The organism is Rheinheimera sp. (assembly GCF_020217005.1).
Taxonomy (GTDB): Bacteria; Pseudomonadota; Gammaproteobacteria; order Enterobacterales; family Alteromonadaceae; genus Pararheinheimera.
Window position 1 is genome coordinate 1 of record NZ_JAIWOI010000006.1, and the last position, 10,000, is coordinate 10,000.

15 protein-coding genes are annotated in these 10,000 nt (G+C 46.1%); 6 read left to right on the plus strand and 9 right to left on the minus strand.

Annotation, left to right across the window (positions count from 1 at the left end):
* Both ahpF and LDL40_RS00250 read left to right on the plus strand, forming a co-directional pair.
* Window positions 1–1,094 (plus strand): alkyl hydroperoxide reductase subunit F (gene ahpF, locus LDL40_RS00245; RefSeq protein ID WP_300992478.1); only part of this gene is annotated, 1,094 nt, incomplete at its 5' end.
* A 143-nt stretch (window positions 1,095–1,237) separates the two neighbouring features.
* Window positions 1,238–1,846 (plus strand): excalibur calcium-binding domain-containing protein, encoded by a 609-nt coding sequence (locus LDL40_RS00250; RefSeq protein ID WP_300992481.1) that lies wholly within the window; start codon window positions 1,238–1,240, stop codon window positions 1,844–1,846.
* Here the strand turns inward: LDL40_RS00250 and LDL40_RS00255 are convergent.
* The 6 genes from LDL40_RS00255 to LDL40_RS00280 form a co-directional block, all read right to left on the minus strand.
* A complete protein-coding gene (locus LDL40_RS00255) occupies window positions 1,843–2,244 on the minus strand; it encodes a hypothetical protein (protein ID WP_300992483.1) in 402 nt (133 codons plus the stop codon). The genes LDL40_RS00250 and LDL40_RS00255 overlap by 4 nt on opposite strands.
* 84 nt (window positions 2,245–2,328) lie before the next feature.
* Window positions 2,329–3,336, minus strand: coding sequence for a GGDEF domain-containing protein (locus LDL40_RS00260; RefSeq protein WP_300992486.1), 1,008 nt, complete (start codon window positions 3,334–3,336; stop codon window positions 2,329–2,331).
* 139 nt (window positions 3,337–3,475) lie between these two features.
* On the minus strand, window positions 3,476–4,024 hold the full coding sequence (locus LDL40_RS00265; protein WP_300992488.1) for an NADPH-dependent FMN reductase: 549 nt from the start codon (window positions 4,022–4,024) through the stop codon (window positions 3,476–3,478).
* A 65-nt stretch (window positions 4,025–4,089) separates the two neighbouring features.
* Complete coding sequence (gene yjjX / locus LDL40_RS00270) at window positions 4,090–4,599, minus strand: inosine/xanthosine triphosphatase (protein WP_300992490.1); 510 nt, start codon at window positions 4,597–4,599, stop codon at window positions 4,090–4,092.
* Window positions 4,600–4,679: 80 nt separating this feature from the next.
* Complete coding sequence (locus tag LDL40_RS00275; RefSeq protein ID WP_300992492.1) at window positions 4,680–5,381, minus strand: YebC/PmpR family DNA-binding transcriptional regulator; 702 nt, start codon at window positions 5,379–5,381, stop codon at window positions 4,680–4,682.
* A 31-nt stretch (window positions 5,382–5,412) separates the two neighbouring features.
* Window positions 5,413–5,805, minus strand: coding sequence for a ribonuclease E inhibitor RraB (locus tag LDL40_RS00280; RefSeq protein WP_300992495.1), 393 nt, complete (start codon window positions 5,803–5,805; stop codon window positions 5,413–5,415).
* A 171-nt stretch (window positions 5,806–5,976) separates the two neighbouring features.
* Between LDL40_RS00280 and LDL40_RS00285 the strand changes: the two genes are divergently transcribed.
* Both LDL40_RS00285 and sixA read left to right on the plus strand, forming a co-directional pair.
* A complete protein-coding gene (locus tag LDL40_RS00285; protein ID WP_300992497.1) occupies window positions 5,977–6,537 on the plus strand; it encodes a hypothetical protein in 561 nt (186 codons plus the stop codon).
* A gap of 5 nt (window positions 6,538–6,542) precedes the next feature.
* Window positions 6,543–7,013, plus strand: a complete 471-nt coding sequence (sixA, locus tag LDL40_RS00290) for a phosphohistidine phosphatase SixA (RefSeq protein WP_300992499.1) — start codon at window positions 6,543–6,545, stop codon at window positions 7,011–7,013.
* Here the strand turns inward: sixA and LDL40_RS00295 are convergent.
* Entirely contained in the window at window positions 6,965–7,639 is a 675-nt protein-coding gene (locus tag LDL40_RS00295; RefSeq protein WP_300992501.1) for an ACP phosphodiesterase, read from the minus strand. The genes sixA and LDL40_RS00295 overlap by 49 nt on opposite strands.
* 99 nt (window positions 7,640–7,738) lie before the next feature.
* Here LDL40_RS00295 and LDL40_RS00300 point away from each other — a divergent pair, with 99 nt between their 5' ends.
* Entirely contained in the window at window positions 7,739–8,341 is a 603-nt protein-coding gene (locus LDL40_RS00300; RefSeq protein WP_300992503.1) for a DUF2799 domain-containing protein, read from the plus strand.
* 3 nt (window positions 8,342–8,344) lie between these two features.
* The gene (locus tag LDL40_RS00305) at window positions 8,345–8,731 is read left to right on the plus strand and encodes a hypothetical protein (RefSeq protein ID WP_300992505.1); all 387 of its coding nucleotides are present in this window, start codon (window positions 8,345–8,347) and stop codon (window positions 8,729–8,731) included.
* On the opposite strand, the gene LDL40_RS00310 is transcribed toward LDL40_RS00305, so the two are convergent.
* Both LDL40_RS00310 and LDL40_RS00315 read right to left on the minus strand, forming a co-directional pair.
* A complete protein-coding gene (locus LDL40_RS00310; protein ID WP_300992507.1) occupies window positions 8,724–9,599 on the minus strand; it encodes an EamA family transporter in 876 nt (291 codons plus the stop codon). The genes LDL40_RS00305 and LDL40_RS00310 overlap by 8 nt on opposite strands.
* A 100-nt stretch (window positions 9,600–9,699) precedes the next feature.
* A partial coding sequence (locus LDL40_RS00315; protein WP_300992509.1) for a methyl-accepting chemotaxis protein occupies window positions 9,700–10,000 on the minus strand: 301 nt, incomplete at its 5' end.

Here is a 10,000-nt window from a genome sequence, read left to right on the forward strand (position 1 = left end):
CCACCATGATCGATGGTGCAGTATTCCAGGACGAAGTGACCAGCCGTAATATTATGGCCGTGCCTACCGTATTCCTGAATGGTCAGCAATTTTCGCAAGGCGCTATCAGCCTGACCAATATTCTGAATAAAGTAGACAGCAATGCAGCCAAACGTCAGGCTGAAGCGCTGAAAACTAAAGATACCTTTGATATGCTGATCGTCGGTGGTGGCCCAGCTGGTTCTGCAGCTGCGATTTATGCGGCCCGTAAAGGTCTGAACACTGGTATTGTGGCTGAGCGTTTTGGTGGCCAGGTGGCAGACACTGTTGGCATAGAGAACTTTATTTCTGTAAAAGAAACTGAAGGTCCAAAACTGGTGGCGAATTTAGAGTCTCATGTGCGTCACTACGAAGTCGACATTATGAACAGTCAAAAAGCTGTGAAGCTTGGCAAAAACGACTTGTTTGAAGTGGAACTTGAAAATGGTGCTGTACTGAAAAGTAAGAGTATTGTGTTATCCACTGGTGCGCGCTGGAGAGAAATGAACGTCCCAGGTGAAAAAGAATACCGTGGTAAAGGCGTTGCTTACTGTCCACACTGTGATGGTCCTTTATTTAAAGGCAAGAAAGTAGCGGTGATTGGTGGCGGTAACTCTGGTATTGAAGCCGCGATTGACTTAGCTGGTATAGTGCAGCATGTCACAGTGCTGGAATTTGACAGCAAACTGCGTGCGGACGCTGTGCTGATCAAAAAAGCAGAGTCTATGGGCAATATCACTATCATCACTCAAGCTCAAACTACTGAAGTTCTGGGTGATGGTCAGCGGGTTGTGGGCTTGCAGTACACTGATCGCAGTAACGGCGAAAGCAAAACTGTGGAACTGGCCGGTATCTTTGTACAAATTGGTTTAGTGCCAAATACAGAGTGGTTGCGTGGAGCTGTTGAATTAACTCCTCGTGGTGAAATTATCGTCGACAGCCATGGTCAGACATCCATGAAAGGCGTATTCGCCGCAGGTGATGCGACCAACACACCTTTCAAACAAATCATTATTGCCATGGGCAGTGGTGCGACAGCGGCATTAGGTGCTTTTGATTACCTGATCCGTAACTAACCCCAACTTAACAAGAGCCAGCTCAGATTAGTTAGAAATAACTTTTGTGGGCTGGCCTGTTTTTTATTTGGTTGTTCCTGCTTGTAAAACAAACCTGGCTTAGGTTTAATGTTTGATTTGAAAAGACACAACAGGACGTTGAGATGTTACAACAGGGAAAACTGAAAAGTTGGGATGCCAAAAAAGGCAGAGGTTTGATCCAACAAACCAAAGCAGGTCCGGATATTCCGGTTAGCCGCAGTGGATTTCGCAAGACGCCAGAGCTATTGCAGGACGGCGACCTCATTTTTTTCCAGATTGAAGTTGACGACCAGGCCAAACCTAAAGCTGTGTTGGCGTACAAAGCGGGTCAGAGTTTTGCACCGGCACCATTAGTAAACAGACCCAAATTATCCTCATTGCTGTTTCAGCAGTTGCTATCCGCGGTAGTGTGCTTGTCTATTCTGGTCTGGCTGACTTATCAGTTATGGTATCTATTCGGTCCGTCTGCTGAGCCTGTTATTTCTGAGGTGTCAGCCCCGGAAATTCTTCTGGACCAAACCAGATTAGCTGACGAAGCGGTCTGGCCACAGTTACAAGAACCACAGCAGCAAGGTACAAAATGGCACTGCGAAGGTAAGATACGATGCACCGAAATGCGTTCATGCGAAGAAGCTATTTTTTACCTGAATCATTGCCCTGATGTCGCTATTGACGGCGACCATGATGGTATTCCATGTGAGCAGCAGTGGTGTAGCAGACCAGGTTTTTAACCCAGAGTTTGCTGGCGTTTTTCAAATAAAGTTTTGCTGTAGCCTACGGCGAAATAAATCATCAGGCTGTGAAATACCATTACGGCCGCATAAGTCAAAGCTGCATTGGTAAAGTGCTGCGCCGGGATCACGCCTTGATTGCTACTGAACGTTAGCACTGCCTGGATCAGGGCGTCACTTAAAATCAATGCATAAATGACTTTGTGACTTTGCTGCTGGGTTAAAAAAGCATTTTGCTTTTTGCAGTAGCTATACACCAAAAACAGAGTCAAAGCCGGTAGCAACAATAAGTCCTGAATAAACCCCAATTTTACAGCGGAAAAGTAGTTAGCCAAGGCTAATGCCAGTAACACCAGTATTTGAATCGCAAAAAAACGACTGATAATAAAAGATAACATAGCAATACCTGTAGTCTAGTGAGAGTGTCAGCTTAAAGTATTGTTCGATAAATGGCGCTTCGACTTAAGTCTATACTGCCGCAGTTATGAATGATGCTCTGCCTGGGCAATCACCACCTGGTTGCGGCCATTGTGTTTTGCCTGATACAACGCAACATCGGCGCTTTGCATCCAACTTTCCCAGTCTTTGGCATGTTGTACCGTGGCTATACCTATAGAAGTGGTTAGGGCTGAGCCGTCAGGCAAAGCCAACTGGTGCCAGACGGCATGCCGGATTTTTTCTGCTAAACGATGCAAATCAGCTAACTGTATTTCTCTGATCAGTAATACAAACTCTTCACCACCATAACGAAACACCGAATCTTGTTGACGGATCATCTGTTTTAACAGCGGCACTAACTGGCTCAATATTTGATCGCCGGTCTGATGGCCAAAGTTATCATTAATACGTTTGAAATGATCCAGATCCAACAGCATTAAGCCGCTGACTACGGCTTTTTGTTGATAATGCTGGATGGCATAATTTAATTCGTCCGTCAGAGAATGTCGGGTGGCTGCTCCTGTCAAGGGGTCTGTTGTCGCTAAGCGGCGTAATTCCTGACGTTGCAGATGGGTGCGATAAGCAAAAATATAAGCAAAAATGCTGGTAATAAGAGTAGTGGTAATAAACGCCATTAACTGGAAATTATTGGCGAAAATAACTGTATGATCTGAGAAATTCAGCGAAACTATGGCGCAAACCATTAATAAAAGCAGTAATAAAGCTTTGATTGGTGCTACTAAAAAGAAAATAAATACCATCAAAGGGTAGATCCAGAATAAAACGTCCTGACCAAGTTTCATGCAGACTAAAACAGCGCCAAAGCAAAATACTGCTGCCATTAAAAAGCCGGGTCTTTCGGTATCACCTGTATGCCATGCCATAAGAACGGAAAAAGCGCTGACGGCAATCATCAATAAATCCACTAAACCTACTAAGTAATTGCCCGTTGCAATTCGGAATAAAGCGTAAGGCAATAAAGTACCGCTGGCTATCACGCCAACCAGTGTAATCATCGACAGGTGGAAATCATTTTTTAGGCGTTGTAACAAGCTTCAATCCTTGCCACTTCGGCTGGTGGCTTTGTAATAAAGTCTAAACTGTGTTTAAGAGCTTTACTCTGACAAAGAAAGCAGACGAACACAACTCTATTGTTTTGTCTGCTTTTTTGTCCCTATCACTCGCCGCTATCTAGTCTTTAAAGCGTGCTGCCAGCTGCTGTAATGCCGTCAGTTGTTGCACAATCAAATTCTGGATACGTTCATCCGTCAACTTCACTTCGGCATCAAAGCTATTGGCAAAAGCATTACAGAACACTTCTGGCTTATTCACCAGATGCACATCTAAAAACACGCACACCTGGCGTAAGTGATACTGAGCCCTGGATGTTCCCATTCCCCCGCCTGACCCCATAATAGCTGCGACTTTTCCGGCCAGTAAGGCATTGTTCGGTTCACGGGATGCCCAGTCCAGAGCGTTTTTCAGCGCAGGTGCAATAGAGTAGTTGTACTCAGGGCAAGCCAGCAACAAAGCGTCTGCGCTGGCAAACTGAGCCAGTAAGCGCTCTACAGCAACGGGTTTTGCAGTAAGGTCAGCATTAAAAAAAGGTACGTCGCTAAGATCTGCCAGTTCAATCTGCATGCCTTGTGGTGCATGGGCTATGGCATATTCTACTAAAGCTTTGTTGGTAGATTTAGCACGTAAGCTGCCACATAGTGCTAATACTTTTAGTCCGGACATTAGATTCTCCTTGAGGTTGAGTCTGACTCTACACTAAGGCTGAATGAAGCGGATGACAACCTGATTCAAAACAAAGCTGGGTTTAAAAATGGAATCATCGCCAGAATCAATGCCTGATGATAGACAGAGCTGCGGCTGAGCTTGTCCTGCGTCAGCAGGGCAATAGCGCCGCCTTTTTGTTTGACATTCGTCTGGTCAAACATTGCATCCATCACATCACCCAACTCTTTACCTTGCTGCAGTTGCAATAAAGCCGCTGGTGGCAACATTAAACTGGCGGAACGGGCTTTGCCAATTTTGCCCTGATGTTCAATCACCATCCAGGCAAAGGTAAAATCACCATCTAAGCCTGCTTCAATGGCAACACGATAATCAGCCTGAATATTTGCCAGTTCAGCCACACGGTTCATGGCACCTGACAAGGTCTCATCACTGCTCATGGGCTGATCTGCGACACCACTGGGCACTGCAATACCTTGCACTTCCAGAGGTTCTGCCGGGAATAGTTGTGCGAAAGCAGAGGCTACTGCGTTGATTTTGGCTGGATTAGCTGAAGCTACTTTTATTTTTAACATCAAAACACCTGTTGTTCTGATCGAAGAAATTGCAGAAAAAATAAAGGCGGCCAGAGCCGCCTCTTTATTAGCCTATCGTGTTAACCTGCTAAACCTACATAGACGTGTTGTACGTCGTCGTCAGCGTCTATTGCTTCCAGGAAGGCTTCTACTTCGGCACGTGCAGCATCATCCAGTGTGACCGGATTATTTGGGCGGTACACCAGTTTGGCTGAAGTAACGTTAAAACCATAAGCTGGTAAAGCTTTGCTGACAGCGTCCAAATCTGTAGGTTCTGTTAAGAAAACGCTATCGCCTTCTTCACCTTCTTCAAAGTCCTGTGCTCCTGCTTCAATAGCTGCCACTTCCAGATCGGCGTCCGGTGTTACGGCGTGCGCGACTATTTCGCCTAAATATTTGAAATCCCAGGATACTGAACCTGAACTGCCAAGCTGGCCTTTACGGAACAACACGCGAATACTTTGAGCTGAACGGTTTTTATTGTCTGTTAAACATTCAACAATGACCGGCACCTGATGCGGGGCAAAACCTTCATAAACGACAGTTTCATAGTTAGCAGGGCCGTCCAGTAAACCTGCGCCTTTTTTGATAGCACGCTCTAAAGTCTCACGAGGCATGGAGGCTTTTTTCGCCGCTTCCACTGCAACACGTAATTTTGAGTTCATATCAGGGTCAGCACCATTGCGGGCTGCAACCATGATTTCTTTTGCTAATTTAGTAAAAATACGGCCTTTGGCAGCCGATGCATCGGCTTTATGTTTGGCTTTCCATTGAGCACCCATTGCTTCTCTCTCGTATCTGTATCAGTAAAAATTAATGCTGGTGACCACAGTCATGGTCACAATGTTCGCCGTGTTCATCATCAAAATCGTCGTCGCCGTCCTGATGTTGCATCACGCCCCAGCCATCATTATGGCCACCAAATTTTTTAGCGAATTTATCCAGTTCAGCTTCACGGGCTGTAACAGCAGCGTGTTCAGGCAGCATAGTCTGGTTGACGATCAGCTCCCATTGCTCCAGGTCATTGAAGTGCAATTCCACCTCACCTTGAAGCTCTGACGCCACTAAAGCTGCCATGGCTTTTTCTGCCTGTTCTTTGTTTTTAAACACCAGATAAAAATCGATGGCCAAAGGCTGGTTTAAATCTATTCCGGCGTCCATTAAGGCTCGCAGCATATCGCCATTGCCGTCATCAGGAAATTGCATGGTCCGCTCTCCACATCAGTTTAGTTGGCCGACCCGGTTGGCCCAGTACGGCAAGTGGCCGGATTATAGCAATATTTTCGCGCTGATGTGTATGGCAATCTGGTGTGGAACTTGACCCATATCATGGATAGTTGCAGACTCTGTTTAAACCTGTGTTAAGAGTTTAGAAAAATGAAAGTAGTCTGCCTTCTGTTGTTTTGTATTAGCACGCCACTTTGGGCTGATTTGCACGATAGTCATGATAGTCACGGCGTCCATGGTATGGTGTTGCTTCAGGTTGAAAACCGCTTGATAGCCTCCCATTTACCTCTGCCCACTGGTAAACATGCCCACCAGATCGTGCTTCAGGTGAGCAGCGATCTGCCGGATAAAGCGCTGAATGCCTTATCAGAAAAACATTTAGTCACGCTGGAGCCAGAAGCTTTTGCCCTAACGGATTTACAGCAAGGCAAGCTGAACAGTTTTAAAGCTAAAGTCTACCTCGGCCATTTTGAGCGCAGTGGTCAGCAGCTTGGTACAGTGACTGTGCTGGTCAAACAAAAACTGCTGGATAAAGCTGTAGGTTCAGCCAAAGATCCTGAGGCTATCTATCTGATACCTCTGCAACAGGGAGAACTCCTGGTAAAGGCCATTTCAGGGCAGGGCTCAGTAGATGAAATTTTGTACCGGACAAAAGGAAAAACAGAGCAACTTTATTTTGAAAGCGCAGATTTTGCGCTGACAACGAACTAATACCTATGTTGCTGTACTTAGTGCGTCATGCTACGGCGCAGGACAGATCTTTAGGCATTGCCGATCCCATGCGTCATTTGGTTGATAAAGGCATAAAACAAACACAAAGGCTGGCGGAGTTCTGTAAAAAGCAGCAGCTAGAACCAGAACTTTTGCTGACTAGCCCTCTGGTGCGTGCCGAACAAACTGCGGCTCTATTGCACCTTCAGGCCGGGTGGCCAGAACCTCAACAAAGGGCCTGGCTTATTATCGATACCTTGCCGGAAGTCCAGCTCAAAGCACTCACCGAGTTGATGCTGCAGGGAGTTAGTTCTGTGTGCTGTGTAGGGCACGAGCCCGATATTTCAGCTTTATTAGCTGTATTATTGAATACTGAAGCCGGGCATTTTTTAATTAAAAAGGCATCTGTCACAGCGCTTGAACTGACTCAGCAAGGCGCTGTACTGCTCTGGTCTTTACCTGTAGCTTTATTGTAACGTTCAAAGGCTAAGGCTGGATTTTGTTCGATTGCCGACTGTTGGATAAAATGCTGCAACTGTGGAAAAAACTGCAGAAATACTTGTTCTGTTTTTAACTGGATCTCTGGTAATTCATCCGCGATGGCGGCATAACGACTGGTAAAGCGGCCACGACATGCCATACGGCGCAGCGAATATTGGATCCCTGCCAGTTCGGCGTAGTTGCCAAACCAGTCTTGTTCTGTCACGGCTTTAAAGGTTTTTGCCATGGAGTCCGGCATAAAAGGCAAGTCACTTCTTAAGCTTTGATACAGCTGGACTTTATAATCATTGAAGTTGGAGTCAAAAAATTGTGACCAATATTTGATTAGACAAAAGTCAAACAGCATATCCAAAGCTATAGGGGCAAAACGTCGCATTGGAGGGCTAAAAAACTGCCTGGCGGCACGAACATCCGGATGTCGATCAGTAAACCAGTCGACGGCCCTGTGGTTATATAAACCCGCAGTAACGGCAGGGGTTAATAGTTCCGGCTGAGTACCATGGTAAAAGTCGCCCAATAAATTACCAATACGGGAATTTGTATTAGGTTGTGCAAATAGCAGATGAGCCAGATAATTCATTGCATGCCAGAATTTCTGCAAAAACTGCCTCTAGTCTAAGGCAAAACAGATGTATTTGCTGCACTAATCCGCTATAAGTAAAGGTCATTAATCTAAAGGAAATACAAAGGGATAATGGAAATGAAGCAAGGGGTTTTATCTATAGCTGTGTTAGTTCTTGCCGGCTGTAGCAGTATCAGTCCGCAGGAGTGTCAGGTTGGCGACTGGTTTGCTATTGGCAAAACTGACGGCCAGCAGGGTATAGCCAGCAGTAAGTTTCGCAGTTATCAAAAAGAATGCGCTGAACATGGTCTGAGCTCCGATTTTTCAGCCTATGAGCGTGGTCATGCCGAAGGTGTGTTGTTGTACTGCACTTACGATGCTGGCCGGGAGCTAGGTCAAAGCGGCGGCGCTTATAATAAAGTCTGTACCGGGGCTCTGGAGCCACAGTTCCGTTTGGGTTATGACAGGGGGCGCCTTTGGTATCAAGCTGAATCGGCGTTACAAAACCTGCAAAAAACTCTGCAACAAAATTCCAGAACAATAGACCAACTGGAGCAACGTATTGACGACAATACGCAAGAGCTCAGTTCGATCAAAGACAAGCAGCAAAAACAGCAGTTGCTGGACGAAAATCGCAATTTACAGCAGGAACTGCGTCAGTTAAATCAGATGCAAGGCCAATTACAGCGTGATTTGAAACAGGCTGAACTGCAGTTTAGCCTGATCCAGCAAGGTGGTTAACTGATGAAGTTATTCTGTGGTCTGATGCTGAGTGTTCCGCTATTGGCCTTGGGCGCGCCACAGGATATCACCTGGACCGCAGAAAAACTGCTGATAGCAGGCCAGCGCAGTCGCTTGCCTTACCAGCCGCAATGGCCAGCGAAAAGAGCTGATCTTGTTGCCTATGGCATGACTGGTGTTGTGCCGGAAGGGATTGACTGTCAGTTGGACGTCAAGCTTAAAGATGAACTTTTGCTTAGTTTACCCTGCAGTAAAGCTTATGTGCTGGAACGTCCTTTGCGTATTACGCCGGGGATGAGATTGGAACTGTTTTTACATAACACCAATTTATTCAGCCCTGGTGAGGAAGTTGTGCTTCGTAACAGGATTTCTCTGGACGTCGCTAATTAGCCTGGCTCTGTGTTTCAGGCTGACTTAACCAGGCTTGAGCCATACCACAACTTAATATCAATAAGGCTCCCAGCCACTGCAGTAAAGACATGGGTTCTGCAAATAACAGCCATGCAGCCACAATCACCACCACAGGTTCCAGATAAGCCAGAGTACCAAAGACTCGGGTTGGTAAATGAGCAATAGCTTGCAAAGCAAATATCAAAGCTAAAAAACCTGGAAACAAAGCAGCGATAATCAGCCAGATCCATTGATTAGCCTCAGGCCATGCCTGATTTAACATCAAAGGTAAAACACAAAAAGACCCTACAAGTAACTGATAAAAACTCTTTTGATACAAAGGTATAGTCGTAGGCACCTTTTTATTGAGCAGTATAAAAGCTGTATAGGTCACTAAGGATGCTAAGGCATACCAAAGGCCTTGCTGTTGTTCAATACGGCTATCGATCCGAAATTCCTGCAGCATAAAAAAACCAAAAAATGCCAATAGGATCAGGATGAATGTGCCTTTGGTCAGGCGTTCTGCAAACAGAAAATGCGCCAGTATTGCGGATAAAGCGGGGGCCAGATAAACCAGCAATATCGCTAATGTCAGCGAAATCGTCTGAATAGAAGATAAAAAACACAAGATAAAACTGGCCAGTAGTACACCGTTGAGGATAACCAATGGTGATGGCTTTCCCGCCAATAACTTAAGTTGCCCTGTCAGGCTTAAATACAAAGCCAACATCACTGCACCTAAACCTAAACGGTAAAAAGTCAGGCTGGCTGGGCTTACTTCGCTGTAACGGGCTATCACACCAATAGTGCCCATCATTGCGGCCGCCAGAGCCGCCATATAAAAATAGCGATACGAGGAGATGTGCATAGGACCGGCCATCACAAGGCGAACAACAAGGGCGTCACTTTAGCTGGCGGATTTGTACAATTCAAGCTAGCGATTGAGCTGGGATATTGCTCTGGGCCGGTCAGATTTCCTGCGCTGCTCTCTGCTGAGTCAGGGCTGCAATGGTATTGGTCACTGTTTTGGATACTTGCTCTATCAGGTCCTGGGATTGATGCACCTGCTCAACAAGGCGGGCACCATCAGTTGCAAAGGTACTGGCGTTGTTCATTTTTTGCATCGCCAAAGCCGTCAGCTCCATATTTCTTGATACCACAGATTCAATTTCCTGAGTGGAAGTACTGGTTCGTGATGCCAGATTACGGACTTCGTCTGCAACGACAGCGAAGCCCCGGCCGTGCTCAGCTGCTCTGGCAGCCTCAATA

Bases quoted from the DNA above. Each gene is read 5' to 3' on its own strand.
- LDL40_RS00300 (WP_300992503.1), top strand. From the start codon at position 7,739: ATGAAGCAAGGGGTTTTATCTATAGCTGTGTTAGTTCTTGCCGGCTGT.
- LDL40_RS00265 (WP_300992488.1), bottom strand. From the start codon at position 4,024: ATGTCCGGACTAAAAGTATTAGCACTATGTGGCAGCTTACGTGCTAAA.
- sixA (WP_300992499.1), top strand. From the start codon at position 6,543: ATGTTGCTGTACTTAGTGCGTCATGCTACGGCGCAGGACAGATCTTTA.
- LDL40_RS00275 (WP_300992492.1), bottom strand. From the start codon at position 5,381: ATGGGTGCTCAATGGAAAGCCAAACATAAAGCCGATGCATCGGCTGCC.
- LDL40_RS00250 (WP_300992481.1), top strand. From the start codon at position 1,238: ATGTTACAACAGGGAAAACTGAAAAGTTGGGATGCCAAAAAAGGCAGA.
- LDL40_RS00280 (WP_300992495.1), bottom strand. From the start codon at position 5,805: ATGCAATTTCCTGATGACGGCAATGGCGATATGCTGCGAGCCTTAATG.
- LDL40_RS00310 (WP_300992507.1), bottom strand. From the start codon at position 9,599: ATGCACATCTCCTCGTATCGCTATTTTTATATGGCGGCTCTGGCGGCC.
- yjjX (WP_300992490.1), bottom strand. From the start codon at position 4,599: ATGTTAAAAATAAAAGTAGCTTCAGCTAATCCAGCCAAAATCAACGCA.
- LDL40_RS00305 (WP_300992505.1), top strand. From the start codon at position 8,345: ATGAAGTTATTCTGTGGTCTGATGCTGAGTGTTCCGCTATTGGCCTTG.
- LDL40_RS00255 (WP_300992483.1), bottom strand. From the start codon at position 2,244: ATGTTATCTTTTATTATCAGTCGTTTTTTTGCGATTCAAATACTGGTG.
- LDL40_RS00285 (WP_300992497.1), top strand. From the start codon at position 5,977: ATGAAAGTAGTCTGCCTTCTGTTGTTTTGTATTAGCACGCCACTTTGG.